The sequence below is a fragment of the Paraburkholderia sp. EG304 genome (genome assembly GCF_046543485.1).
Classification (GTDB): Bacteria; Pseudomonadota; Gammaproteobacteria; order Burkholderiales; family Burkholderiaceae; genus Paraburkholderia; species Paraburkholderia youngii.
Map to the genome: position 1 here is coordinate 126,273 of NZ_JBKGUA010000009.1, position 25,207 is coordinate 151,479.

The window sequence follows — 25,207 nt, forward strand, 5'->3', positions numbered from 1 at the left end:
CGACCGGGAGCGAACTGAACCGGCTTCGAACAAACAAAGCCGTGCTGGTTGGGGCGCTTCAATGCGAAGCGCCCTTTTCTTTGCCCGCTCAAAGTCACTGCCCGCGGCGGTAAAATCGCGCAAGGCAATTGCGCCGCTTAAAAGGTGGAAGTTTGACTGAGTTCGAGCAGGGTTTCATTTTGACCCGGCATTGGCGGGACACCCCCGCCGGCACGGAAATCGAGTTCTGGCTGGCGACGGACAGCGGGCCGCGCCACATCCGTCTGCGCCCTCAGCCGTCGGTTGCCTTCATTCCGGCCGAACATCGCGAACGCGCCGAAACGATCCTGCGCCGCGACGGGCCGCTCGATCTGCGTCCGCTCGAATTGCACGACTTCCAGCATCGGCCGGTCAGCGGGCTTTACTGTGCGCAATACCGGCAATTGAAGGGCTTCGAGAAGCGCCTCCGAGAAGGCGGCGTCGATGTCTACGAAGCCGATATCCAGCCCCCCGAGCGCTACATGATGGAGCGCTTCATCACCGCGCCGGTGTGGTTCAGCGGCGTGCCGCAGAACCATGGACCCTCGCTCGATGGCGAGCTCAAACCGGCCAACGGATATCGTCCGCCGTTGAAGCTCGTATCGCTCGACATCGAAACGAGCGCGCATGCCGAGCTTTATTCGATCGCGCTCGAAGGCTGCGGCGAGCGGCAGGTGTATATGCTCGGGCCGCCGAACGGCAACGCTGCCGACGCGCTCGACTTCAAGCTCGAATACTGCGAAACGCGCGCGCAACTGCTCGAAAAACTGATCGAGTGGATGGAGCGGCACGATCCCGATGCGATCATCGGCTGGAACCTGGTGCAGTTCGATCTGAAGGTGCTGCAACAGCATGCCGAGCAGTATCGCGTGCCGCTGCGCATCGGCCGCGGCGGCGCGGTGATGGAGTGGCGCGAACACGGCGTCACGCGCAATCACTTTTTCGCGGGCGTGGCGGGCCGTTGGGTCATCGACGGCATCGAGGCATTGCGTTCGGCGACGTGGAGCTTTCCGTCGTTCAGCCTCGAATACGTGTCGCGTTCGGTGCTGGGCGAAGGCAAGGCGATCGACAATCCGTATCAGCGCATGGACGAAATCCAACGCCGCTTCGACGAAGACAAGCCCGCGCTCGCGCGCTACAACCTGAAGGACTGCGAGCTCGTCACGCGCATCTTCGCGAAGACCGAGCTGCTGCCGTTCCTGCTCGAACGCGCGACCGTGACCGGCCTGCCCGCCGATCGCAGCGGCGGCTCGGTCGCGGCATTCACGCATCTGTACATGCCGCGCATGCATCGGCAAGGCTATGTCGCGCCGAATCTCGGCGACGTGGCCGGCGCGGCAAGCCCCGGCGGCTTCGTGATGGATTCGCGGCCCGGCCTCTACGATTCGGTGCTCGTGCTCGACTACAAGAGCCTGTACCCGTCGATCATTCGCACGTTTCTGATCGACCCGCTCGGCCTCGTCGAAGGCATGCTGCATCCCGACGACGCGCACTCGGTGCCGGGCTTTCTCGGCGCGCGCTTCTCACGCACCCGTCACTGCTTGCCGTCGATCGTCGCGCAGGTCTGGCAGGCACGCGAAGCCGCCAAGCGCGAGCACAACAAGCCGCTGTCGCAGGCGCTGAAGATCATCATGAACGCGTTCTATGGCGTGCTCGGCTCGACCGGCTGCCGCTTCTTCGATCCGCGGCTGGCGTCGTCGATCACGATGCGCGGCCACGAGATCATGCACACGACGCGCGAGCTGATCGATGCGCAAGGCTACGAAGTGATCTACGGCGACACCGACTCGACCTTCGTCTGGCTCAGGCACGCGCACGACGAGGAAGAGGCCGCGCGCATCGGCCGCGCGCTGGTCGAACATATCAATGCAGCGTGGCGGCAGAAGCTGCAGGCGCGCTTCGGTATCGACAGTGCGTTGGAACTGCAATTCGAGCGGCACTACCGGCGCTTTTTCATGCCGACGGTGCGCGGTGCCGAGGAAGGCAGCAAGAAACGCTACGCAGGCCTTACGGTATTGCCTGACGGGCGCGAGGACGTGGTCTACAAAGGTCTCGAAACCGTGCGCACCGATTGGACGCCGCTTGCGCAGCAGTTTCAGCAGGAACTGTATCGGCGCATCTTCAAGCAGCAGCCGTATCAGGATTACGTGCGCGACTACGTGCGCGATACGCTCGCGGGCCGGCTCGACGATCAGCTCGTTTATCGCAAGCAGTTGCGCAGACCGATCGACGCCTACGAGCGCAACGTGCCGCCGCATGTGCGCGCGGCACGCGTCGCCGATGAGTTCAATCGCCAGCAGGGACGTCCGCTGCAATATCAGAACGGCGGCTGGATCAGCTACGTGATTACGGTGGCCGGCCCCGAGCCGCTCGAAACGCTGCGCTCGGCGATCGACTACGAGCACTATGTGACACGGCAATTACAGCCGGTCGCCGACGCGATTCTGCCGTTGCTGCGCGACGATTTCACGACGCTGATGTCGGGGCAGCAACAGTTGTTCTGATCGCGGCCGCGAGCACGGGCTGCGACCATGGACGAATTGCCTACTTCACCATGGACGGCGTCTCAGCATCGTCGATGGCCAAATATGTCAATCAGGCATTGGCAATCCATGATTAAAGGCGGAAAAAAACTAATCCCTGGTTTTGATTTGCAATCCTATCAGCGGAATTAGAGCGCCAGCATAATTTGAAGTATTCTAAATCGTCGCTTGTCCGCGCAATTGGCCGGATTTGCATTGTTTCTTGACCTAACCCTTTATTGTCCTATAGTGCCATTTGATCCGCCCCGGAAACATTGCGGGGCCGCGGTGCGATATATCTGAGTCTGTAGCCCAACGATCTGCAACGACAGGAGAAGATGCATGAAAGCAATCCACGCCGTCAGACTGGTCAGTACCGCCCTTCTGATTTCGGGTTCGATTCACGCCTTTGCGCAGGCGAGCAACGCTAACGCGCCTGAGTCTGCCCCGACCACGACGCCCGAAGCCCGCTCGCATTACAAGTCGATGAAAGCAGCGAACCGGGCGCTACAACGTCAGGTTCGAAATGCGCTGGTGAGAGATAGGAGCATCTCGACGTCCAATATTACGGTTCGCGCCCGCGACGGTGCTGTGACGCTTCAGGGCAGCGTACCGCTTCAGGCACAGAGCGATCGGGCAACCGAGGTGGCAAAAGGGGTACCCGGCGTAACTTCGGTCAAGAACGCGCTGTCGATCCGTCCGGTCGGGACCTGAAGCGGCCCTGGACCGCACCTTGCAGTAGACCGACGGTCTGACTGCGCATTCCATCGATCGTATAAGCCAACGCGGCACATGGCGGCGGCCCGGCTCAAAAGCCGGGCGTCGCCATGTCGATATTTGCTCGAGTTCCAGCCCTTTCGTCTTTAGCCCCTGTCAACAATGGGCGGCATCGCCGTCCGGACTTTACGGTGTTGCGGCGCAACAAGCTTTGTCTTAGGCGGATGAAGCATCAAATCTCCACCTTCCTGAGGCGCAATGCGTTTGCGACCACCGATGCGGAGCTGAGGCTCATCGCTAGTGCGGCAACCATGGGCGACAGCAGCATGCCCGTCGGGGCGTACAGCACCCCCGCGGCCAGGGGAACGCCCAACGCGTTGTAGACGAACGCAAAGCCGAGGTTTTGCTTCATGTTCCGGATGGTTGCCTCGGACAATCTCCTGGCGCGGGCAATGCCGCGCAAATCGCCCTTTACCAGAGTAACCTGAGCGCTGCTCATCGCGACATCCGTACCTGTTCCCATCGCAATGCCCACATCGGCCTTGGCGAGTGCCGGCGCATCATTGATTCCGTCGCCGGCCATCGCGACGACCTTGCCGTCCTGTTGGAGTTTCGACACCAAAGCCAGCTTATCGGCCGGCTTTACCTCCCCATGGAATTCCTCGATGCCCAGTTTGGGGGCCACGGCCTTCGCCGTCGCAACGCCGTCGCCTGTAGCCATCACGACGTGGATGCCTTCTTCCTTGAGCCTGGCAACCGCTTCCGGCGTAGTCGCCTTCACTGGATCCGATAACGCGAGAATCCCTGCGAGCTCTCCGTCAACGGCCAGGTACATCACGCTGGCGCCCTCGGCGCGTAACGCGTCACCATCGCTGGCCAGAGCGGCCGTCGCAATCCCCTCCGCTTGCATTAATGCCGTGTTGCCGAGTGCGAGTTTCCTGCCTCCAACAATGCCTCGCACCCCAATGCCGCTTCCGGACTCGAACTGCTCCGCCTTCTCGAGTGCAAGACCTCGCCGACGAGCCGCCTCGACGATAGTTGCCGCAAGAGGATGCTCGCTGCCCTGGTCCAGGCTTGCCGCCAACCGGAGCACTTCGTCTTCCGCGAAACCGTTTGTCCCGATACCGCGCTCGAACGTCGGTCTCCCCTCTGTCAGGGTGCCAGTCTTGTCAACGATTAGCGTATCGACTTTGCGCAGATGCTCGATCGCCGCAGCATCACGAAACAGCACACCGTTCGATGCACCTTTGCCACTCGCCACCATGATGGACATTGGGGTTGCAAGGCCAAGTGCGCACGGACGAGCAATGATGAGGACCGCCACCGCGTTGACAAGACCATACACCCAGCTCGGCTGAGGGCCGAAGAAGCCCAGGCGAAGAAGGTGAGTAGTGAAATACCAATCACCGCCAGAACAAAGACTCCCGCTACCTTGTCGGCCATCCTCTGCATCGGTGCCCTGGAGCGTTGTGCCTGAGCGACCATCTGAACGATTTGGGACAAAACCGTTTGAGAGCCGACTTTCTCCGATTTGATGACGAGGCTCCCCGAGGTGTTCATCGTGGCGCCGATCACGTGGTCGCCAACACGCCTGGTCACTGGAATCGGCTCGCCGGTAATCATCGACTCATCCAGCGCGCTCGAACCTTCGGTCACAAGGCCGTCGACCGGCACCTTTTCGCCAGGCCGGACTCGAAGCAGGTCGCCAACATGTACGTGGACGAGTGGCACATCTTCCTCGCTGCCGTCCTGGTTGATACGCCGGGCGGTCTTCGGTGCAAGGCCGAGCAGCGATTTGATAGCAGCCGAAGTCTGCGAGCGCGCTCTCAATTCCAGTAGCTGTCCGACCAGCGTCAACGAGATGATGACCGCCGCAGCTTCGAAGTACACCCCGATTCGGCCGTGGGCCGTGAAGGTTGCCGGAAAGACATCAGGCGCAACCGTTGCGATGACGCTGTAGAGATAGGCAGCGCCCGTGCCCAAACCAATCAACGTCCACATGTTGGGGCTGCGATTGATGAATGACTGCACGCAGCGTTGAAGGAACGGCAGACCAGCCCAGAGGACAACGGGAGTGGAGAGAACCCATTCCACCCAACTCTGGGTAGACGCTTTCATCCAGCCGAAGAGATGCCCAAACATGGCCAAAAAGAACACCACAGCCGTCAGTGGCAGCGTCCACCAGAAGCGATGGCGGAAGTCAACGAACTCAGGATTCTCTTGCTCGTCCAACCCTGGAATGACGGGCTCCAGAGCCATGCCGCATTTTGGGCAATTGCCCGGGTGGTCCTGGCGAATTTCGGGGTGCATCGGGCACGTGTAAATGGTGCCTTCTGGGGCGGCTGCCACTTTCACGGGTGCGGGCGCAACGTACTTCTGAGGCTCAGCCTGAAACTTCCTCCGGCACGACTCACTGCAAAAGAAGTACTGGACTCCATCGTGTTCGCTATGGAATTGCGATGCTCCTGTAATCGTCATGCCGCACACCGGATCCTTCAATGGCGCGGCCGTGGTGGGAGTCGCATGGACATTATCGTGCTCGTGCCCGGCATGGCCTTCAGGCGCAGAAGCGTCCGGATTCGTGTGGTGATCATGGGAACATTGGTGGGAGTCCGCGTCCTTACTACCCTGGTCGCTCATTTTCAATCCTCCACTTCTTTCGTCGCACCGCCGCTAATTCCAGCGGTCAGCAAGGAGGTGAGAATATTTCCCAGTACCGGGCCCAAGCGTACTCTTTCCTTTTGTCTCACCAACCTGATATGTAAATGACTCAATGAACTTATCGCCGTCCTTCTCCGCGTATACGCAGTAACCGGTAGCAGTCGCCCCGCTCAAGCCGACCTCTGCACAGCGCGCGGTGACGTTCTGCATTACGGCGAAACAGGATTGTTAGCTAGCAATAGCGTCGATTCGAACAGGTAGACAGCGTCGTCGCCGGTAACGCTGATGTCCCTCACATCTGAACCTGCCGCCGTGTAGGTCGCTTCGACGACGCCGCTTTTCGGAAGCGTCCGGGCCAATGCGGACGATACTCAAACGAGGCTGCCTACCACCAACGCGATCGACTTCCCGGCATTGCTCTTGTTCTTCATGGTCTTCCATCTCCTCACTGTTTCACCTGCGTCGCGGTCTCCTTTAGACAAGCGTGCGACATCGTTCTGGCAGACCGCTACCCGAAGGCAATAGACGTATTGGGATGGGAGATTTATCCGAGCGGAAAAGAGCCGGATTCGCTCATGGAACTCCGATTGCTTCTACACGTTCTTTTTATAGATCTTTCAAAGTGAAAGGTCTAGTACTTCCGTTTCACTACATACCATGTCGGCTGATTTTTTCAGAGTGCCAGCCGGATCGTGCTAATCATCTGTCTGTCGGCTCGCCTCCATTTTTAACCGACCTCCGGGTCGATGATGTACAAATACCATCGCCCTTCTATCTCGAGATTTTTTCGAGCTCAAGCCCTTTTGTACGCGGCCCCATCAAACCGATCGCCAGCATCACGATGAACATCGCACCGGCGATGAACACGAACACGCCAGTCGTGCCGAAGTAGCGCAACACGGCCGCAATCAGAAAGGCCGTGAAAATCGCTGAAAAGCGGCTCCACGAGTAGACGAAGCCGACCGCGCGAGCGCGGATGCTGGTCGGAAACAGTTCGGTCTGGTACGCGTGATAACTATACGAAATGATGTTGCCGGCCAGTGTCAGGCACACCCCCAAGCTCACCAGCAGCACCGCACCCGATGCCTGACTGAACCACAACCCGCACACGATATTGACGCCGGCCATCACGACGATCACCGTCTTGCGCTCGAAGCGATCGCCGATAAACAGCCCGATGATCGGACCGATCGGCGCAGCCAACGCGATCACGCTCGAATACATCAGGCTCGTCGTGATCGTGATGCCCTGCTTGATCAGCAGCGTCGGCACCCAGTTCGCGAAGCCATAGAAACCGACCGTCTGGAAGACATTGAAGATCGTCATCATCAGCGTGCGGCTGCGATACGGCGGCACCCACATGTCGCGGAAGCTGCCGCGCGGTGCGACCGCCACCGGCGGCGCCGGCGGTGGCAACTCGCGGCCGTATTCGTGGCGTACCTTCGCCTCGAGCGCGGTCATCACACGGTCGGCTTCGGCGAGACGTCCTTGCTGCGCGAGCCAACGCGGGCTTTCCGGCAGCGCGCGGCGAATCCACCAGACGAATAGCGCGCCGTGCGCGCCGATCAGCACGACCCAACGCCAGCCGTCCAGACCGAACGGCGTTCGCGGCACCAGCAGAAACGACAGAAACGCGACCACCGGCACCGCCGTGAAACCGACCGCCTGCTCGCACGCGAACGCGCGGCCACGAATCTGCTTGGGCACCAGCTCGGAGATGTAAGTGCCGATCGTCACCAGCTCGACGCCGATGCCGACACCTGCGATGAAGCGCCAGAAATTGAGGCCCGTCGCGGTCTCCTGGAACGCCATCACCACGTTCGCCGCGGTATACCAAAGCAGCGACCACGTGAATACCGCGCGCCGCCCGAAGCGATCCGCGAGGAAACCGCACGCAATCGTGCCGATAAACAGGCCGCTGAACAGCGCGGCGATGAAACTCGCGACGCCGGTCGAGCCGAACAGGCCGCGCGTGGTCGCGGTCAGCAGACCGCTTTTCACGAGGCCCGGCGCGACATAGCCGGAATACAGCAGATCGTAGAGTTCGAAGAAGAAGCCGAGGCTCAGCAGCACCACGAGCCTCCAGATGGAGCGCGTGGCGGGCAAGCGGTCGAGGCGTGCCGAAATGCTGCCGGCGTCGAGCGCTGCATGGCCCGCCGCCTGAGCGGCAGTGCTGCGGGCGCTGCCGGCCGCGTCGGTGGAATGCGCCGCGTTGCCGCCGCTGCGCGCGACGGACTCCGCGTGATCGGGGGATGCCATGTTGTCTGTCTCCTTCTGTTGCGACTGCTTTTACGGCGGCGCTGATCGCTCGCCGCGGCCAGTCCGATGCCGGCCTTGCGTTTGGTCGCGCGTCGCACGCGCCACGTTGCCCCGGCCTGAGTTCGGCCAGCATTCTAGCCGTGCGCGCGCTGCAATTGTTCGAACGTGGTGATTTTCCCGGCCAGCGCGCTCGCCGCGACCGTGTACGGGCTCGCGAGCCACACGTCGCCCGGCCCCGAACGGCCAGGGAAATTGCGGTTGATCGCGCTGATCGTCACCTCGTCCGGGTTGGCCGATTGTCCCGGTCCGCAGTTCGCACACGAGCCGCAGCCAGGCATCACGAGCGTCACGCCCGCGCGCTCGAACACCGGCAGATAGCCCTGCTCCTCGCAATACGCGCGCACCGCCATCGTGCCGAATTGCAGATACAGACGCGTGCGCTCGGGCACGCGCAAGCCGTGCTCGACGCCCCAGCGCAGCACCTCATGATAGAAATCGAAGTCCTCGCGCTTGCCCGCGGTGCACGAACCGCCGTACGCGATATCGATCGCGACGTCCTGTTCGAGCCGCGGCGCCGCCACGCCGTTGCCGGGATCGCCCGGCCGCGCGAGCATCGGTTCGATCGCGTTCGCATCGATATGAATCGTGTCGCGATAGGTCGCGCCCGCATCGCTTTTCATCCAGCCTTCCAGCACGAAATCGACGCCGCGCCGCTCCTTCAGGAACGCGACCGTACGCTCGTCCGGCTCGACGATGCCGGTGAAACCGCCGAGCTCCGCGACCATGTTGGTCAGCGTCGCGCGTTCGTCGATCGACATCGCGCGGACCGCCGCGCCGCCGTATTCGAACACGAGGCCGATCGCGCCGCCCGAGCGGATCGCTTCCATCCGCAACAGATGCAGCACGACGTCTTTCGCGGTCACGCCGTCGCGCAACCGGCCGTCGATCTCGATGCGCAGCGTCTCCGGCACCTTGCAGCGCACGTAGCCCGTGACCCAGCTATTGGCGATTTCGGTCGCGCCCGCACCGAACGCGAGGCAGCCGAGCGCGCCCGAATGCGGCGTATGCGAATCGGTGCCGCACGCAACCTGCCCCGGCAGCGCGTATTGCTCGGCCATCAACGCATGACAGATGCCCTCGGAGCCGGGCACGCCATCGAGCGCGCCGTGCGAGCGCACCGGGTAGTCGCGCGAAAACGATGTATGGCCTTCCATCAGATTCGCGACGCCCAGCAGCAGACCGTCGCGCACGTGCGGGATGCTTTGGGGCGCGAGCACCAGATGGTCCTGGAAAGCGATGATGTGATCGGGCGCATGCAGCGGCGCAGGCTTGCCGAACGCGCGATGCATTAGATGCGCGCACATGCCGGTGAAATAGTCGTGGCCGAAGCGCCAGTCGGCGGCGATGAACACGCCGTCGCCGCGCTGCGCGCTCGCGGTGCCGGGATGCAGATGACGGTCGATGATTTTCTCGACCAGCGTTTTCGGCTCAGCGCCCGGCGCGTCGTTCGGGGCAACGCTCGTGCGCTCTCGGGGCGCGGGCCAGTCCGCGAACTTGCTATACGCGAGCAACCCGCCGCTGCGGATGATCTGCTGGGTGAGCGCGTCGCGGCCTTTCAGAAACTCGTCGATCGGCACCGCTTCACCCGCGAGCAGACAATCGAGCACGGAAAAATCCGTCGTGGTCAGAATGCCGATGTTGTCGCAGTTCTGCTGATAGATGCGCTCGAAGCTCTCTGCAACGATCAGCCGGATGCCCGCCGACAATTCCGCGAGCGGGCTCGATTCTCGCGATGAGCCCTTGCCGTAGCGCTTGCCCGCCACGGTCACGCGAAAGCCGCCGTCCTTCACCGCATTGCGGCCGATCGGCAGACATTCGCCCGCCTTGAAGCCGACGTACGGATACTGGCCGAGGCGCTCGTCGTAGGTGAGCATCACGGTGACCGGCGTGATCTCGTCGGTCGACACGTTGTCGCGCAACGGCCCCGCCGTCTCGCGCGTGAAGTTTTCGCCGGCCAGTTGCGCCTCGATCACGGCCGGGTCTTGCGACAGGTACAGCACGCGGCCGTCCAAACGAATCGTATCGCTCATCACTGCGTTCTCCTTGCGCCCACTATACGGCGCGCAAGGCCGATGCCGAAGTGCCGGTGCGGCAACTCTGCCGTCTCGTTTCGCGAATGCTCGATTTCGGAGCCGCGTCGCGGCGTGCGTGTGACGGACTGTCTAAGGCTGATTGCCGAGGAACGACACCAGCGCGGCCGCGCTCGCGCTCAACTGCTCGCGCGCCTTGAAGATGATGATCAGATGGCGCTCCGCCCACGCATCGGCAAGCGGCAGCAGCCGCACGTCGAGCGTGTTCACGTAGAGCAGGCCGACTGGCTCGGGCACGATCGCGATGCCCAGCCCCGCATGCACCATCCGGCACAGTGCATCGAGACTGCTCACGCGCATCCGCACGTCGAGTTGCCGGCCCGCGCTCGCCGCCTGCTGCGCGAGCAGACGCGTGAGCGCGCTTTCGCTGCGCAGGCCGACGAAGCTGTCGTGCAACAGATCGTCGAAGCTCACCCGTGCCGCGCTGGCGAGCCGATGCCCGCCCGGCACCAGCACCGCGAGCCGGTCCTGCCGGTACGGCACCTGCTCGAACGCCTCGCTTCCCGCGACCGGATTGCAGATGCCGAAGTCCGCGCCGTGTTCGTCGACGATACGCAGCACGTCCGCGCTGTTTTCTTCTTCAAGCTCGATCGATACATCCGGGAAAGCGCGGCCGAACGCGGCCACGTCTTCAGGCAGAAACTGCACGATCGACGACAGATTCGCGACCACCCGCACGCGCCCTTTGACGCCCGTCGAAAAGCGCGACAACTCCGCGCTCATCTGCTCGATATTGCCGATGATCGCGAGCGCGTAGCGCAGCACGGTTTCGCCGACCGGCGTCACGGTAATGCCGCGCGACTGCCGCTGAATCACCGGCAGGCCGATCATCGCCTCGATCTCGGCGATGCGCCGGCTCACCGCCGACGACGCGATGAACTCGCGCTCCGCCGCGCGCGCGATATTGCGCTCCTGGCAAACGGCGACGAACAGACGCAGCGAAGTGAGATCGAGTTTCTTGAGCAGGTTTTCCATGGGACGAGGCGGCGGGTCTGACGACAATGGCGGCGGATCGCTGGAATCGTGGCCGTTATCGTCTCACGGCACGCAGGGTTGCGCCATGGTACCGACCGCGGACCTCACAACGCATCATGAAAGATGATGCCGACCGTATGCCGATGCCCCGAACGCAGACGGCTCACGCCATGCCGCAGATTCACGCGATACGGTCCACGCGTGCCCTGCACCGGCCGGCTGTTCACGGTGAACACGACCGCGTCGCCCTTCGCGAGCGGCACGACTTCGGCGCGCGATTGCATGCGCGGACGCTGTTCGGTCATCACGAACTCGCCGCCGGTGAAGTCGCGCCCCGGCTCCGACAGCAGCACCGCGACTTGCAGCGGGAACACATGTTCGCCGTACAGATCCTGATGCAGGCAGTTGTAATCGCCCTCGCCGTATTGAAGAATAAGCGGCGTCGGCCGCACCTGGCCGGCGTCATGGCAGCGCCGAATGAATTCCGCGTGCTTCGGCGGATAGCGCACGTCGATGCCCATCGCCCTGTTCCAGCGGTTCGCGACCGGCACGAGGTGCGGATACAGCGCGCCGCGCAAGCCGTCGACGAGCGGCGGCAGCGGATACGCGAAGTACTTGTATTCGCCGCGGCCGAAGCCGTGGCGCGCCATTACGATGCGGCTGCGATACAGCGCATCGCGTGGATAGAGCGCGCTCAGCGCGTCGCATTCGCGCGGCGTCAACAGTTGCGGCACGGCGGCGCAGCCGTATTGATCCAGATCGTGTTCGATGCGCGGCCAGTCGAGGGCGTCGACGCGTTGGTCGATGGTTTGGGTGGGAGCGATTGCGTTCATCGTCGATGAGTGGGCGGCCGGGCTCATTGCCCGCGCCATGAAAATAGACAGTCGATGAGCTTAGTGTACGAGCGTGGCGGCGGGAAAACACTCCGGGTCTTGCGGTCAAATTCGGCAGCACTGCACGGGCGGACGATTCACGCTACGCTGTCGGTATCGTTGCGGCCGCATTTGCCGGTCGCGTCGCACTTCATTTCGCCAGGGACAACCATGAAACAGCAGCTCACCATCGATTTTGTTTCCGACATCGCCTGCCCGTGGTGCGCGATCGGCCTGTCGTCGCTGCAGCTCGCGCTCGCGCGGCTGCAGGACAAGATCGATGCGCGCATCGTCGTGCATCCGTTCGAACTGAATCCGCAGATGGGACCGGACGGCGAAGACATCGTCGAGTATCTCGGCAAGAAATACGGCCGCACGGCCGCGCAGATCGCCGAAACGCAAGCGATGATCCGCGAACGCGGCGCGAGCGTCGGCTTCGATTTCGGTCCGCGCACCCGCACCTACAACACGTTCGACGCGCACCGCCTGCTCCATTGGGCCGGCCTGAAGGGCCAACAGTTGCCGCTGAAGCTCGCGCTATTGCGCGCGTATCACGCCGACGGCAAGAATCCGAGCAATCATGACGTGCTGGTCGAGGCGGCACAGTCGGTCGGACTGGACGCCAGTGAAGCGCGCGAAGTGCTGACGAGCGACGCGTATGCCAGCGAAGTTCGCGAAGCGGAAAAGAACAATCAGGAAATGGGCATTCAATCGGTGCCATCGATCATTTTCAACCGCCGCTATCTGGTGACGGGCGGCCAGCCGGTCGAGCAATTCGTGCAGGTGATCGAGGAGATTCTGGCAAAAGAGACGGCCTGAGATCCTGCCAATTGCGAATGGAGCCCACATTGCTCGCGCTGACGGTTTTAACAAAAAGAAGCTGGAACGAGGTGCCCCGATGGGGGCTGATAATCGGCGGCGCCGCAATCATGTTTTTCGGGCAGATCGCGCTGATATTCGCTCAATACGCGCTGTGGGGACCCCCGGCGCCGCATAAAATCCCGCTCGCCGATAAGCCGATCCTGGTTCAGCTGTTCTTTATCGTGATTCTGATGCCGTTGCTTGAGACGATCGTCGGACAATGGCTGCCCATACGGCTAATTAACGGCGTTTTTCGTTTGTCGTGGCGGGTTGCCGCGGTGGGGTCGATTGCGTTGTTCACGCTGATGCACGGTTACGTCGATCGTGCGGTCGTGTCGATTCTGTTGGGCGCGGTGGTGCTGGCGGCGGTATTCATCGTCGAAGCGAAGCGTAAGGGACGACCCGTTCTGAGCACCTGGCTCACGCATGCACTCGCGAATGCTTGCGTGTTGTCGCTTCAACACATTTGAGCAAGGATGGCTCAGGCCCATTGGCCAAGCCATCGCACTCAACTTAAAACCGCTTATAGATAGCTGCAAACGTAGTCGAGCGTTTCGACCACATCGATATCGAAGCGGCTCTTGCCCGGCACCGAAAACGATTCGCCCGCGCCATAGGTCTTCCACTCGTCGCTGCCGTCGAGACGGATACGGCATTTGCCCGCCTGCACTTCCATCAGCTCCGGCGCGTCGGTGCCGAAGTTCAGCGTGCCGGGCAGGATCACGCCGAGCGTCTTGCGCGTGCCGTCGGCGAACAGCACGGTGTGCGACACGCACTTGCCGTCGAAGTACACATTGGCTCGTTTGACAACAGAAACCTGGTCGAATTGCGTTGCAGCCGTCATGGCGGTCTTCCTCTGGGTCATCGTGAATGGATGCGTTGCGGCCCGATGGGCGCGGCAGACGGCGCGCGATCCGCGCAAGCCGCCCGCGCGGCGTTCCGGTCCGGGCGCGAGCCCGCCATCATACAGGCTATTGACGGCGCCAATACGGTAAAGTCTGCCTCAAGCATATCGACACAGAGCCGGGGACGTCCATGCGATATCGCTGGCGAATCTCGAGTACTGCACGGTCATCACCACGACCGCATTAGCCGGAACCCATCTACGGCCAATTCCCGGTACAGGAGGGCATGTGAGTAAAGTCAGCGTGAACAGCATAGTGGGCGCAATTGCCGCGGTAACGATTGCGCTCGGCATTGCGACCTGTGCGAATGCACAGACTAGTGGCGGCATGCCGAACGATGCTTCCGCGCAAAGCCAGTCCATCGCGGCGTCGCCGGCTCGCAACAGACCCGATAGCGAGCTCGCGCGCGACGTGCGGCGCGCTCTCGCACGCACACCGAACCTGCATTCAACGGCGATTCACGTGCAGGCGCGCCGTGGTGTCGTCACGCTGACCGGTTGGGTGCCGCAGCGCGCCCAGGTGCAACGCGCGGGCAGTGTCGCGAGATCGGTGCGCGGAGTCCGGCAGGTGATTAACCATCTGCACGTGCGCACGAGAGGAGCGAGCGGCCATTAGCGCAAATCGAACAAAAGAAAGTACTCAGCCCGGCACGAATGCGCCGGGCTGAGTACTTTCAATCGATGCGCGAGAGTTCGCCGCAATCCCTCAACGCCACATACGGTAGCCATACACCGGCGGCGCGCGATACGCATAAACGCGCGGCTGCGCCCAATAGACCGGCGGATGATAAACCTGATAAGCGACAGGCGCGACCGGTTGAATCACCGTTTCCACGACCTGCGGCATTTCTTCGTATTGCGCTTGCGGATAAACCGGCACGTACTGCACGGGTGGCTGCGGATAGTCCTGACGCACGTACACCGGCTGGTTGTCGTAGACCGGTTGCATCTGCGCGTAGGCCGGCGCCTGCTGGTATTGCATTGGCGGCGGCGCGTATTGCGGCTGCTGGTACATCTGCTGATATTGCTGTTGCGGCGGCGGCGCTTGCGGCATCTGACGCTGCGCGTACTGCACCGGCTGCGGCTTCTGAGGCTGCGGCGGAATGCTCGTGTACTTCGAGTTGTCGTCTTCGGGGACGCCCGGCGGCAGCGGCGGCACGTCGACCCGCGCGACGTCGGTCTTCGCGGGTTGCCGCTGACCGTGATTGTGCGAGTCGATCATTGCCTGGTAATCGGCCTGATCCTGCTTGCCGCGATTGATATAGCCGTTGCGGTATGCGCGGGCCACGTCCGACATCTTCGCGTTCGGATCTTCTTTCATGCCGTCCGCATTGACCTTGTACTCGTTCGGACTAAGCGAGCCGGCCGGCACTTCGTCGCCGGACGCATACGCCGCTTCGGGTCCGTCGGCCCACGCTGGATAACACAGCAGCGTTAGCACCGAAGCGACCGTCGTCACCCCGAGCCCCCAAAGCGCACTTGTTCTCATGATCCACCTCGCGGCCGATTAAGAATGTATTGAAAGCCGAATTTTTTACTTGCAGGCGTGGCTATTTCTCTGCGCGTGCAATTGTTATTTTCTAGCACATTCCTTTGACGCCGGCATTATTTTTTCTTTGCAAATGAGCGGTGTAGCGCACGACTGACACGGCGGGTCCCAATGCGAGGCAGGAGAAACCCTGAGAGTCAAAGTTGCCGAAATGGACCGCCTGCTACGGCGACTCCGCACGCCGTAGCGAAGCAATTATTTTTGCCATGAATGACGTGGCACCTACACGGCCTTTTAGCGCGCCGGCCCGCATCGGGCACTGTGCGACAACTCGGCTTTCCCTATTGCGCGACATGCGGTTCTCTGCTCGCGCGAAATTCAAACAATATGCATAAAGGACGATCAGCAAATTCAAGTTGAATACCTTCCGAAAGATTCGCGGATTACGATCTACTTTATCGTTGCACGCGGCATTCGCTTTGCTGAGTACGGACATTTCCACTCTGCTCCGGAGGCAGCCCATGAAAGACTCCGTCACGCCACCCGCCGCGGATCGGGTTCCGCTGACCGCCGCGCCTGCATCGAGCGCCGGTGAAGACGGCTCGCGGCTGCATCTGCGCGAGATCGCATCGTTCGCGCATCAGGTGACCGGCGTAGCCGTCGCCGCGGACGGACGCATTTTCGTCAACTTCCCGCGCTGGACAGAAGATGCGCCGATCTCCGTCGGCGTACTCACGCCCGATGGCGACGTTCGCCCTTACCCCGACGATCGCTGGAACGGCTGGCGCAACGCCAGGCGTGACGAGTTGAACCCCCAGGATCGCTGGGTCTGCGTGCAGGCCATGCTGTGCGATTCGCAAAACAACCTGTGGGTACTCGACCCGGGCGCGCCGGCCCAGTCCTTCGTCGTGCCGGGCGCCCCCAAACTGGTCCGCATCGATCTTGCGACCGATAGCGTCGTCGGCTGCATTGCGTTCACGCTCGAGATCGCGCCGCAGGGCAGTTATCTGAATGACCTGCGCATCAGTCCCGACGGCCGGTTCGCCTATATCACGGACTCGGGAACACGCGGCGCGATCGTGGTGGTCGATCTCGGCACCGGTCAAGCGCGCCGCGTGCTCGACGGGCATCCTTCGACGCAGATGGACCCGAGCGTCACCGTGCATGCAGGCGCCGCACCATTGCGGCGTCCCGATGGACGCGGCGTCGAATTCTCGGCCGACGGCATCGCGCTGACTCGCGATGGACTGTATCTGTACTGGCAGGCCTTGAAGGGCAAAACGCTTTATCGCGTGCCCACGGAAGCGCTTCGCGATACCGCGCTCTCGGCCGACGAAGTCGGCAAGCGCGTCGAGAAAGTGCTCGAACATCACCCCGCCGACGGGCTGCATATCGACCGCGCGGGACGCCTGCTGATCACCGCGGTGGAAGAACACGCGGTGAAGGTATGGGACGGCACGAGCTTGACGACGCTGCTGCACGAGCGCGGCCTGCGCTGGCCGGATACGTTCGCCGAGGGGCCGGACGGCACGATCTACCTGACCGATTCGCGCATTCCCGAGATGAACTGGTTCAAGCCGGGCCATCCGGACGCGCTGCCTTCGAGATTGCTGATCATCGCCGACGCCGCTCCCTCAGCGTAGGCGGACGCCAAACCGGGCACGCGCAATGCTGGTGGAGGAAATGGAGCTGGCGCGTGCCAGCGCGCCTGCCGTGCATTCACGCGCCAACTGGCGCCGGGGGTCGAGGGATGATCGGCGAAACCTCATACGCAACGCACTGCCCGCCTGAAAGCGGACAGCCGATGGAGAACGTCGCATGACGATCGGCTGCCCCGAATGCGGCGCGCTCGAAGACATCCCGCCGCTCGCCGCAGATACCTACGCGCGTTGCCGCGCCTGCCACTTTCCGCTCGAGCGGCGTAACGGCCGAAGCCAGGCCGCTGCGCTCGCCTGCGCGAGCGCAACCTTCGTACTGCTGTTTCCGGCCAATCTCGCGCCGCTGATGTACGTGCACATGCTCGGCGTCGAGCACTCGTCAGTGCTGTCGTCGGGCATCGTGCAGATGTGGAACGACGGCTGGTTCATTCTCGCGGTGCTGCTCGGCACCTTCGGGATCGTGCTGCCCTTCGTCCGCTTTGGCGGCCTCGTGGCAGTTCTCGTCGCGCTACGGCTCGGCTGGCGTACCAGGGCAATCGGCGCGCTGTTTCGCTGGACCACCTCGCTCGATATCTGGGCCATGCCCGACGTCTATCTGGTCGGCTGCTTCGTCGGCTACGCGCGCGTGACGCAGAATCTGACCGGCACGATCGCCCCGGGCGGCTACTGTTTCATCGCCGCAGCGCTGCTGTCGATGCTCACGCGCGCATCGCTCGACCGCAGAACCGTGTGGCGCGCGATCGCCACGGACAACGAGCTGCCTGAACACGAAGCGCCGCTGTCCTGCACGGTTTGCGATCTGGTCGTGCCGATGTCGCAGGAGGGCCGTCCATGCCCTCGCTGCGGGCTAAGATTGCGCGCTCGCAAAACCGACGCCGTCGTGCGCGCGGCTGCGCTGTCGCTCGCCGCGCTCGTACTGACGATCCCGGCCAACGTCTTTCCGATGACCAGTTCTATGCAACTCGGACAGATCCAATCAACCAGGGTCATCGACGGCGTCTACGAGCTGTTCCACGTGGGCCTGTGGCCGCTCGGCATCCTGATCATCTGCACGAGCATCGTCATTCCGGTGGCGAAGATCGTCGGCATGGGCTGGTTCATCGTCTCCGTGCGGCGCCGTTCGCGTCGGCATCTGCGGGTCAAGGCGCATCTGTATCGACTGATCGACGAACTCGGACGATGGTCGTTCGTCGACGTGTTCACGATCGCCGCGTTCGTGCCGCTGATCCAGTTCGACGGCATCGCGTCGGCGAGACCGGCCATCGGCGCCACCGCGTTCGCGCTGGTCGTGTTCCTGACGATGGCCGCTTCGCGCGCATTCGACCCGCGCCTGATGTGGGACGTCCACCCGCGGAGCAAGCGATGAGCGGCACGCGTCCCCGTCGTTCGCAAGCTCAGGTGCGGCGCAGCCCATGGCCCGGCTGGATCTGGGCGGTGCCGATCGCCGCCTTCGCGATGGCCGGATGGCTCGGCGTTCGCGCGCTGACGCATCAGGGCGAGACGGTCACGGTCATCTTCGACAACGCGTACGGCATGAAGCCCGACGATACGATCGTCACGCTGCGCGGCGTGAAGGTCGGCGCGGTCTCGGAGATCACGCTCGCGCCCGATGGCCAGCACGTGCAAGCCGAGCTCAAGATAGATCGCGCCGAGAAAAAGTATCTGCGCAGCGAGACGAAGTTTTTTCTGCGCGGAGCCCACGTGGACCTCAACGACCCAGCGTCGCTCAAAGGCATGTTGTCCGGCCCCGAGATCGTGATGGAGCCCGGACCCGGCAAACCGGCTTCGCGTTTCGACGGAGTCGATCGCCGCCCCGCGCTCGCACCGGGGCACGGCCCGGTCGTCACTTATCTGGTGCGCTTCGACGGTGCGGTCGGCGACCTGAAAAGCGGTGCAGATGTGCAATTGCGCGGTTTCGATGTGGGCACTGTCACCAGCGTGCGGCTGAACTACGACGCACGCACGGGCGCGCTGAGCACCCCGGTGCAGATCGCGCTGAATCCGTCGCAGCTCGGCATCGTCGGCGCGCCGCCGCCGGCCAACGGCGACTGGCGCCCGCTCGTCGACGGCATGCTCGCCCGCCTCGTCGCCACGGGCTTGCGCGCGCGCTTGTCGCAAGATCCGCCGGTCGTCGGCGCGGACAAGATCACCCTCGACTTCGTGCAAGGCGCGCCGGTCGCGACGCTCGCCAGCGAGGGCGACCTGCCCGTCATTCCGAGTGTCGCCGCCGCGAATCTCGACACGACGATGGCCAAGGCCAACGAGGTGATCCAGAAAATCGACGATCTTCCGATCCGGCAAACCGGCGAACAGGTGCGCAGTATCGCCGCGCATATCAACGCGCTCAGTTCCTCGCCGCAAATCAAGGACAGCCTGACGCACATCGACCACTCCGTCGCGCAGATCGATCACACGTTGCAGCAGGTCTCGCCGCAAATCGGTCCGCTCGTCGCGCAACTGCGCGACACGGCGAGCGCGGCCGATCGCACCGTTGCCGCGGCGAACCGTACGTTAGGCGGCGATGCGTCGAGCCAGAATGATCTGCCTGCCGCGATGCAGGAGCTGACCGACACCGCGCGCTCGATTCGGGCACTGGCCGACTATCTGGACCGCCATCCCGAGGCGCTGATCCATGGCAGGCAGCAGGAGACTCAATGATGACGAGGTCCACGCTTCGCATCGGACGCGCCGGCGAGGCATCGCTCACGACGCGCGTTTGGACGGCGGCGTTTGTCGTCTGCGTCGCGGCGATGACGCTCACCGGATGCGGGCACAGCATACCGACGCGCTATGTGACGTTGAACCCGATGCCCGCCGACGCGCCGCCAGCCACGGCGCCGATGCAACCGATTCAGCTGACCGCCGTGCATATTCCGGCGGTGCTCGATCGGCTGGAAGTCGTCACGCTGGCTTCGCAAAACCGCCTGACGATCGACGACAGCGACCGGTGGGGCGCACCGCTCGCTCAGATGATGCGCAAAACGCTTGCCCAGGACTTGCTCACGCGGCTGCCCGCCGGGTCGTTCGTCGTGCCGGACGCGCCCGCGCCACCCGGCACGCGCAGGCTGGTCGTCACCGTACTGAACGCGACGGCCAACGCGAGCGGCACGCTGACCTTGCAGGCGGAATGGACCCTGTTGAACGGGCATTCGGATCAGGTGCCACTGCGGCAGCAGGTGACGCTCGACTCCGCGATGGACGGACACGATGCGTTCGCGCAGGCGGCCGCGTTGAGCCGCATTCTCGCCGACCTGGCCGACCGGATCGCGGCATCGGTCGTCGCGCATTGACCGAAGGGTTCGAGCCCGCCGCTGCGCCGATCACGCGATGCCGCTACCGCCCTTCTTTGCGGAAGGCCGGTCGAAACGCTGCTCGACGACGCGTGTTCCCCATTGCTCCCCTTCCGATTCTTCGCTCAGCCGAAAACCGAATGACTGGTACAGATGACGCGCCGCGTCGAGCCCCTGGAAAGTCCATAGATAGGTTTCGTCAAAGCGCTCGTCGACGAAACGCATCGCATGCGCCAGCAATTGCCGTCCGATCCCGGAGCCGCGCAACGAATCGTCGACGATGAACCAGCGCAAATGCGCGACACCGGTGTCGTTATCCCCATCGATCACGACAGACGCGAGCGTGCGGCCGTTTTCGACGTAAAGCCAAAGCCCTTTCCCTTCGGCCGGCAATGCGCCCGCGAACTCCGCCAGTTCCGTCGCGACCTTCTTCTCGAAGAAGGCGCCGAAACCCCAGTGCCGCGCGTAATAGCGCCCGTGCAGACTCGCGATATCGCCGATGCAGCCGGGTTGGTAGCCTTCCACGATGCCTGCGGACCCCGCTTCCGTTGCAGGAAGCTTGCTGACCTCATCATGCGCAAGAGCGTCCGCATAAAGCGCGAGAGAACGGACCAGCGCCTGCTGGTCGGCGGGAACCATGCGCCGCAGCGCGCCGGACACGCGATCGGTCGCGAACCGGTCGATCTTCTTGCGCAGCTTCTGACCTTCGGCCGTCAGGTGCAACTCGGAAGAACGGGCATCGTCGGCGCAGACCGTACGCTCGACCAGTCCGCTCGCTTCGAGCTTTGCGATCTGCCGGCTCGTATTCGATTTGTCGAGCCGCAGGATGGTCGCCAGATCCTTGGCGCTGATGCCCGGCGACATGCCGATCTCGATCACCGCATGCACAGCCGAGGGCGCCAGATCGCTATCGGCGAGCGTCGTGCACATGAAACCAAGCTCGCGAACCAGGCGGCGGGAAAACTCCCGCAGTTCGAGAATCGTCGTGTCGCGAGGCTTGGCGGGGGCTTCGATCAGATCCATGATGACGCTCGCATATCCGTTGCGTTGCGCAATCAATATAGTTGCGGCCCGCAACTTAAGCAAACGCCAAATTGCAGTCGGGATCGTTGCAACGCGGCATCCAGATGAAAAAAGCCGGGCTCGAACGAACCCGGCTTGCTTCTTCGTTGCGCGCCTTCGATGCCTGGCCTTTAAACGGCGTCGGGTACCTGGCGGGTCTTCAGAAACTCTTCGAGCGTCTCACCACGCATGCTCGCGTACACGCCGAGATTGGTGATCTTCACCACGCGCGCGAACTTCTCGAGCACGAAGAAAGACACCCCATAACGGATCAGACCGATCCAGTCGGTGTTGTCGACCAGCGCGCGCTCTTCCGGCGTCAGGCCGGCCGCATCGTAAGCGGCGGTGCGATTTTCGAGCCACAGCGCCCGCGCCGACGCTTCGCGCATCTGCCAGAAAAAGCGGTTCAGGCGCATCGCCTTCATGCTTTGGCGGATATCGAACGGATACGTGCCGGTCAATTCTTCGACGCCAACCAGTTGCGGATTCATTACGCCACCTCTCCTTCGTAGATCGTCACGGCCATCGCGGTGCTGGTCGCAAGGTAGTAGCTGCGATGCAACTCGCGGACCTTCTGGCCGAGCGCGCCGCGCATTGCGAGCCACATGATCGTCTCGACGCTTTCCGCGCCGCCCAGGCGCACGTAGTCGACGTGCTTCATCCTGGCAAGACGCTCCGGATCGTTGACGATCAGGTCGAGGAACTCCATGTCCCATTCGGTGTTGTTGAAGCCGCTGCGCTCGCCATGCACCTGGTGCGACAGCCCGCCCGTGCCGACCACCACGACCTTAAGATCCTGTTCGAACGATTCGATCGCACGACGCAGCGCCTGGCCGAGCCGGTAGCAGCGATTCGCGGTGGGCAGCGGATACTGCAGCACGTTGACTTCGAGCGGCACCAGTGACAGCGGCCAGCCGCCCTGATGCGGCAGCATCAGCGACAGCGGCGAATTGACGCCGTGATCGAGCGGCCGCTCCTGGAAGACGGTCAGATCGAACTCGTCGGCGACCAGTTGCTCGACGATATGGATCGCCAGATCCGGGTGGCCGGCGATGTCCGGCAGCGGACGCTTGCCCGCGCCTTCATCGGCGAATTCGTGGTTGGGCGACACACCCAGCGCGAAAGTCGGATAGCAATCGAAGAAGAAGCTGTTCGCGTGGTCGTTGTAGAACATCACCATCACGTCGGGCTTCTGCTCGGCCAGCCACTGCGCCACCGGTTCATAACCCTTGAACATCGGCGCCCATGCCGGTTCATTCTGCTTGCCCTTGTCGTACGCCAACCCGATCGTGGGTACATGGGACGTGCCGATACCACCAATGATCCTTGCCATATTCGTTCTCTTCCGTCACTTCGTGCTGCTGCCAATCGGATAGGTCGCCTGGCGTACCGCGCTAGTCACCGCGACCGTCTTGGGATACAAAGATAGAAATTGTGCCTCGATACGTGAAGCACGGGTATACCTCAGGCTGCACCGGGATGATGGGTAAAAACCCGGTATTCTGGCGCCCGGCGAGCCGATGAACACCGCCGCGACCCACGCCGCGCAGGGCTCCCTCGGTATCCCAAGCCCGTGTGGCGAGCCTTTCGCGGCCTCCTCGCGCCTCGGCACGCGATAAATAAAACAGATGACCTCGAAAACAACTCGCAACGCACTTTTTCAACGCTTGGAGCGGTGCTGCGCGCGTGGCTATACTGCGGTGCTTCCGACGAGCGACGAAACGATGAACGAGACGACCCAGCAAGCGATTGTGCAGACCCTACGCGAAAAGATCCTGTCGGGCGAATTGTCGCCCGGGCAGCGGCTCGTCGAAGCACAGCTCGCGCAATGGCTCGGCGTGTCGCGCACGCCGCTGCGTTATGCGTTGAGCGTGCTGTCGTCCGAAGGCCTGCTCGATCGTTCGGGCTCGCGCGGCTATGTGGTGCGCCGCTTCAGCGTGCGTGACGTCCTCGATGCGATCGACGTGCGCGGCGTGCTCGAAGGACTCGCCGCGCGCTCGGTGGCCGAAAACGGCATGAGCGCGGCGCTCGCCGCCGCGCTCGACGAATGCCTGCGCGAAGGCGACGAAATCTTCGAGCAAAAGCACCTGAAGCCAGGAGACGACGCGCGCTACGCACAGATGAACGGCCGCTTTCATGCGCTGATCGTCGAAGCGGCGCAGAACCAGGCGATCACGGCCGCGCTCAGCCTGAACGACAAAGTGCCGTTCGTGTCGCCGTTCACGATCGCGTTCGACGAAGCCGCACGCGAGCGTCAGTTCATGATGCTGATGTACGCGCATCGCCAGCATCACGCGATCGTCGACGCGCTGAAGCAACGCGAAGGCGCGCGCGTCGATGCGTTGATGAAGGAGCACACGCACATCTCGAAGGAGAGTCTGAATCTGTCGCTGCCATCGTTGCATCTGATCGCGGGCGCAGCATGAGCAACGACGCACTTTCCGCCGAAACCAGCCAGGCGGCCGCCAAAGCGCCGCTGTCGGTCAGCAGCAAGGACCTGCTCAATCTCGCGCAATTGCGCGCCTTCCGGCTCGTCGCTGACATGGGTAGCGCAACGCGTGCGGCGGCTGCGCTGTTTCGCGCGCAGTCGGCGGTCACGCGCTCCGTGCAGGAGCTCGAGTCGGCGCTCGGCGTGCCGCTGTTCGATCGCGGTCCTTCGGGCATGCTGCCCACGCCGGTCGGCCGCGCGGTGCTGCATCGCTGCGAGCGGATCTTCGCTGAACTCGAAGAGCTCGCGCAATGGTGCGCCGCGCGACAGACGCGCCGCCGGTCCGTATCGGAGGGCGCATTGCCCGCGTACCTGCTCAACACGCGGCGCCTGCAACTGTTCGCCGCGCTCGCGCGGCATCGGCATATGCCGAGCGCGGCAAAAACCTTCGGCATCAGCCAGCCCGCGGTGAGCGCCGCGATCCGCGTACTCGAAAGCGGCTCGGGACTGAGCCTGTTCCATCGCAGCCCGCGCGGCATCCTGCTGACGGCCGAAGGCGAAACGTTCCTGCTGCACGTACGCCGCGCATTGAACGAACTGCGACACATCCCCGACGATATCGCCGCATTGCACGGCAAGATTCAGGGCTCGGTGACGGTCGGCGCGTTGCCGCTCGGACGCACGCTGATCCTGCCGAAGGCGATCGCGCGAATGACCTCGGAGAATCCGGGCGTGCTCGTGGTCACCGACGAGAGCGCGTACGAGACGCTGGTGGCCGGTCTGCGCGCGGGCGACATCGACTTCATTCTCGGCGCACTGCGCGAGAACGACGCGACGAGCGGCCTGAAAAACGAGCGGCTGATGTCGGAAAACATGGTGGTGCTGGTGCGCCGCGGTCATCCGCTGACTCAAGCGCACAATCTGACCATCATGGGTCTGCGCGACGCGCAATGGATTCTGCCGCGCAGCAACGCGCCGGCGCGTGCGCTGTTCGAAACGCAATTCAAGCGGATGAAGGTAAAGCCGCCTCTGCCGACCGTCGAGACCGCCGACCTCGCGGTGATTCGCGGGCTGCTGCTCGGCACCGACATGGCGGCGGCGTTGTCGGCGCAGCAGCTGCATCACGAGATTCAATCCGGCCAACTGGTGGCGCTCGACGTACCGCTGCACAACACGCGGCGCGAGATCGGCCTGACGATGCGCGCGGCGGGTACGCCGTCGCCGGCCGCGCGCGCTTTGATCGACGCGATCCGGCTGTCGGTCGTCGATGTGACGCGCACGGTCAGTATCGACTCGACCTGAGCGTTTCCATCGATCTCGCAGGCTGTCGGAAAACGCGCG

20 protein-coding genes and 1 pseudogene are annotated in these 25,207 nt (G+C 63.1%); 11 read left to right on the forward strand and 10 right to left on the reverse strand.

The window, feature by feature from the left end; translation table 11 throughout:
* Positions 1-152 precede the first annotated feature (152 nt).
* Positions 153-2,522 carry a DNA polymerase II gene (locus tag ACLFKU_RS13545; RefSeq protein ID WP_410849429.1) on the forward strand — a complete coding sequence of 790 codons (2,370 nt, stop codon included), beginning with the start codon at positions 153-155 and terminating at the stop codon, positions 2,520-2,522.
* A gap of 360 nt (positions 2,523-2,882) precedes the next feature.
* On the forward strand, positions 2,883-3,254 hold the full coding sequence (locus ACLFKU_RS13550) for a BON domain-containing protein (RefSeq protein ID WP_368582474.1): 372 nt from the start codon (positions 2,883-2,885) through the stop codon (positions 3,252-3,254).
* 235 nt (positions 3,255-3,489) lie between these two features.
* Here ACLFKU_RS13550 and ACLFKU_RS13555 read toward each other — a convergent pair.
* The 5 genes and pseudogenes from ACLFKU_RS13555 to ACLFKU_RS13575 all read right to left on the reverse strand — a co-directional run bounded on the left by ACLFKU_RS13555 (position 3,490) and on the right by ACLFKU_RS13575 (position 12,135).
* Positions 3,490-5,897, reverse strand: a pseudogene (locus ACLFKU_RS13555) (heavy metal translocating P-type ATPase).
* A 792-nt stretch (positions 5,898-6,689) separates the two neighbouring features.
* The gene (locus ACLFKU_RS13560) at positions 6,690-8,177 is read right to left on the reverse strand and encodes an MFS transporter (RefSeq protein ID WP_410849430.1); all 1,488 of its coding nucleotides are present in this window, start codon (positions 8,175-8,177) and stop codon (positions 6,690-6,692) included.
* Positions 8,178-8,311: 134 nt separating this feature from the next.
* Positions 8,312-10,267, reverse strand: coding sequence for an aconitase family protein (locus tag ACLFKU_RS13565; RefSeq protein ID WP_410849431.1), 1,956 nt, complete (start codon positions 10,265-10,267; stop codon positions 8,312-8,314).
* Between the two features lie 132 nt (positions 10,268-10,399).
* A complete protein-coding gene (locus ACLFKU_RS13570; RefSeq protein ID WP_368582394.1) occupies positions 10,400-11,302 on the reverse strand; it encodes a LysR family transcriptional regulator in 903 nt (300 codons plus the stop codon).
* 104 nt (positions 11,303-11,406) lie between these two features.
* The gene (locus ACLFKU_RS13575; RefSeq protein ID WP_013092117.1) at positions 11,407-12,135 is read right to left on the reverse strand and encodes a 2OG-Fe(II) oxygenase; all 729 of its coding nucleotides are present in this window, start codon (positions 12,133-12,135) and stop codon (positions 11,407-11,409) included.
* A gap of 210 nt (positions 12,136-12,345) precedes the next feature.
* On the opposite strand from ACLFKU_RS13575, the gene ACLFKU_RS13580 reads away from it, so the two are divergent.
* Complete coding sequence (locus tag ACLFKU_RS13580) at positions 12,346-12,993, forward strand: DsbA family oxidoreductase (protein ID WP_410849432.1); 648 nt, start codon at positions 12,346-12,348, stop codon at positions 12,991-12,993.
* Between the two features lie 29 nt (positions 12,994-13,022).
* Positions 13,023-13,505 (forward strand): type II CAAX prenyl endopeptidase Rce1 family protein, encoded by a 483-nt coding sequence (locus ACLFKU_RS13585; protein WP_410849433.1) that lies wholly within the window; start codon positions 13,023-13,025, stop codon positions 13,503-13,505.
* Positions 13,506-13,558: 53 nt separating this feature from the next.
* On the opposite strand, the gene ACLFKU_RS13590 is transcribed toward ACLFKU_RS13585, so the two are convergent.
* Positions 13,559-13,879 (reverse strand): pyrimidine/purine nucleoside phosphorylase, encoded by a 321-nt coding sequence (locus ACLFKU_RS13590; protein WP_008917257.1) that lies wholly within the window; start codon positions 13,877-13,879, stop codon positions 13,559-13,561.
* A 289-nt stretch (positions 13,880-14,168) separates the two neighbouring features.
* Between ACLFKU_RS13590 and ACLFKU_RS13595 the strand changes: the two genes are divergently transcribed.
* Positions 14,169-14,555 (forward strand): BON domain-containing protein, encoded by a 387-nt coding sequence (locus tag ACLFKU_RS13595; protein WP_410849434.1) that lies wholly within the window; start codon positions 14,169-14,171, stop codon positions 14,553-14,555.
* A gap of 90 nt (positions 14,556-14,645) precedes the next feature.
* Here the strand turns inward: ACLFKU_RS13595 and ACLFKU_RS13600 are convergent, their stop codons facing one another.
* On the reverse strand, positions 14,646-15,428 hold the full coding sequence (locus tag ACLFKU_RS13600; protein ID WP_368582390.1) for a hypothetical protein: 783 nt from the start codon (positions 15,426-15,428) through the stop codon (positions 14,646-14,648).
* A gap of 521 nt (positions 15,429-15,949) precedes the next feature.
* Here ACLFKU_RS13600 and ACLFKU_RS13605 point away from each other — a divergent pair.
* From ACLFKU_RS13605 to ACLFKU_RS13620, 4 genes are all read left to right on the forward strand, one after another.
* Entirely contained in the window at positions 15,950-17,071 is a 1,122-nt protein-coding gene (locus tag ACLFKU_RS13605) for an L-dopachrome tautomerase-related protein (RefSeq protein WP_410849435.1), read from the forward strand.
* A gap of 175 nt (positions 17,072-17,246) precedes the next feature.
* Positions 17,247-18,452, forward strand: a complete 1,206-nt coding sequence (locus tag ACLFKU_RS13610; protein ID WP_410849436.1) for a paraquat-inducible protein A — start codon at positions 17,247-17,249, stop codon at positions 18,450-18,452.
* Complete coding sequence (locus tag ACLFKU_RS13615; RefSeq protein WP_368582387.1) at positions 18,449-19,744, forward strand: MlaD family protein; 1,296 nt, start codon at positions 18,449-18,451, stop codon at positions 19,742-19,744. The genes ACLFKU_RS13610 and ACLFKU_RS13615 overlap by 4 nt, the downstream gene beginning before the upstream one ends.
* Positions 19,741-20,376, forward strand: a complete 636-nt coding sequence (locus ACLFKU_RS13620) for a membrane integrity-associated transporter subunit PqiC (protein WP_410849437.1) — start codon at positions 19,741-19,743, stop codon at positions 20,374-20,376. Before ACLFKU_RS13615 ends, ACLFKU_RS13620 begins: the two co-directional genes overlap by 4 nt.
* A 30-nt stretch (positions 20,377-20,406) precedes the next feature.
* Here ACLFKU_RS13620 and ACLFKU_RS13625 read toward each other — a convergent pair whose 3' ends face one another.
* The 3 genes from ACLFKU_RS13625 to ACLFKU_RS13635 form a co-directional block, all read right to left on the reverse strand.
* A complete protein-coding gene (locus tag ACLFKU_RS13625) occupies positions 20,407-21,399 on the reverse strand; it encodes a GNAT family N-acetyltransferase (RefSeq protein WP_410849438.1) in 993 nt (330 codons plus the stop codon).
* A 170-nt stretch (positions 21,400-21,569) separates the two neighbouring features.
* Entirely contained in the window at positions 21,570-21,929 is a 360-nt protein-coding gene (locus ACLFKU_RS13630; protein WP_176106500.1) for a protocatechuate 3,4-dioxygenase, read from the reverse strand.
* Positions 21,929-22,771, reverse strand: a complete 843-nt coding sequence (locus ACLFKU_RS13635; RefSeq protein WP_013092128.1) for a gallate dioxygenase — start codon at positions 22,769-22,771, stop codon at positions 21,929-21,931. Before ACLFKU_RS13635 ends, ACLFKU_RS13630 begins: the two co-directional genes overlap by 1 nt.
* A gap of 391 nt (positions 22,772-23,162) precedes the next feature.
* Here ACLFKU_RS13635 and ACLFKU_RS13640 point away from each other — a divergent pair, with 391 nt between their 5' ends.
* Positions 23,163-23,864: a GntR family transcriptional regulator gene (locus ACLFKU_RS13640; protein WP_410849439.1), complete on the forward strand. Its 702-nt coding sequence runs from the start codon at positions 23,163-23,165 to the stop codon at positions 23,862-23,864.
* A complete protein-coding gene (locus tag ACLFKU_RS13645; RefSeq protein ID WP_410849440.1) occupies positions 23,861-25,168 on the forward strand; it encodes a LysR family transcriptional regulator in 1,308 nt (435 codons plus the stop codon). The genes ACLFKU_RS13640 and ACLFKU_RS13645 overlap by 4 nt, the downstream gene beginning before the upstream one ends.
* The last annotated feature ends 39 nt before the right edge of the window (positions 25,169-25,207 follow it).

Excerpts from the sequence above, each read along its gene's own strand:
- ACLFKU_RS13550 (WP_368582474.1), top strand. The coding sequence starts at position 2,883 with ATGAAAGCAATCCACGCCGTCAGACTGGTCAGTACCGCCCTTCTGATT.
- ACLFKU_RS13560 (WP_410849430.1), bottom strand. The coding sequence starts at position 8,177 with ATGGCATCCCCCGATCACGCGGAGTCCGTCGCGCGCAGCGGCGGCAAC.
- ACLFKU_RS13565 (WP_410849431.1), bottom strand. The coding sequence starts at position 10,267 with ATGAGCGATACGATTCGTTTGGACGGCCGCGTGCTGTACCTGTCGCAA.
- ACLFKU_RS13570 (WP_368582394.1), bottom strand. The coding sequence starts at position 11,302 with ATGGAAAACCTGCTCAAGAAACTCGATCTCACTTCGCTGCGTCTGTTC.
- ACLFKU_RS13575 (WP_013092117.1), bottom strand. The coding sequence starts at position 12,135 with ATGAACGCAATCGCTCCCACCCAAACCATCGACCAACGCGTCGACGCC.
- ACLFKU_RS13580 (WP_410849432.1), top strand. The coding sequence starts at position 12,346 with ATGAAACAGCAGCTCACCATCGATTTTGTTTCCGACATCGCCTGCCCG.
- ACLFKU_RS13590 (WP_008917257.1), bottom strand. The coding sequence starts at position 13,879 with ATGACGGCTGCAACGCAATTCGACCAGGTTTCTGTTGTCAAACGAGCC.
- ACLFKU_RS13600 (WP_368582390.1), bottom strand. The coding sequence starts at position 15,428 with ATGAGAACAAGTGCGCTTTGGGGGCTCGGGGTGACGACGGTCGCTTCG.
- ACLFKU_RS13605 (WP_410849435.1), top strand. The coding sequence starts at position 15,950 with ATGAAAGACTCCGTCACGCCACCCGCCGCGGATCGGGTTCCGCTGACC.
- ACLFKU_RS13610 (WP_410849436.1), top strand. The coding sequence starts at position 17,247 with ATGACGATCGGCTGCCCCGAATGCGGCGCGCTCGAAGACATCCCGCCG.
- ACLFKU_RS13615 (WP_368582387.1), top strand. The coding sequence starts at position 18,449 with ATGAGCGGCACGCGTCCCCGTCGTTCGCAAGCTCAGGTGCGGCGCAGC.
- ACLFKU_RS13620 (WP_410849437.1), top strand. The coding sequence starts at position 19,741 with ATGATGACGAGGTCCACGCTTCGCATCGGACGCGCCGGCGAGGCATCG.
- ACLFKU_RS13625 (WP_410849438.1), bottom strand. The coding sequence starts at position 21,399 with ATGGATCTGATCGAAGCCCCCGCCAAGCCTCGCGACACGACGATTCTC.
- ACLFKU_RS13630 (WP_176106500.1), bottom strand. The coding sequence starts at position 21,929 with ATGAATCCGCAACTGGTTGGCGTCGAAGAATTGACCGGCACGTATCCG.
- ACLFKU_RS13635 (WP_013092128.1), bottom strand. The coding sequence starts at position 22,771 with ATGGCAAGGATCATTGGTGGTATCGGCACGTCCCATGTACCCACGATC.
- ACLFKU_RS13640 (WP_410849439.1), top strand. The coding sequence starts at position 23,163 with ATGAACGAGACGACCCAGCAAGCGATTGTGCAGACCCTACGCGAAAAG.
- ACLFKU_RS13645 (WP_410849440.1), top strand. The coding sequence starts at position 23,861 with ATGAGCAACGACGCACTTTCCGCCGAAACCAGCCAGGCGGCCGCCAAA.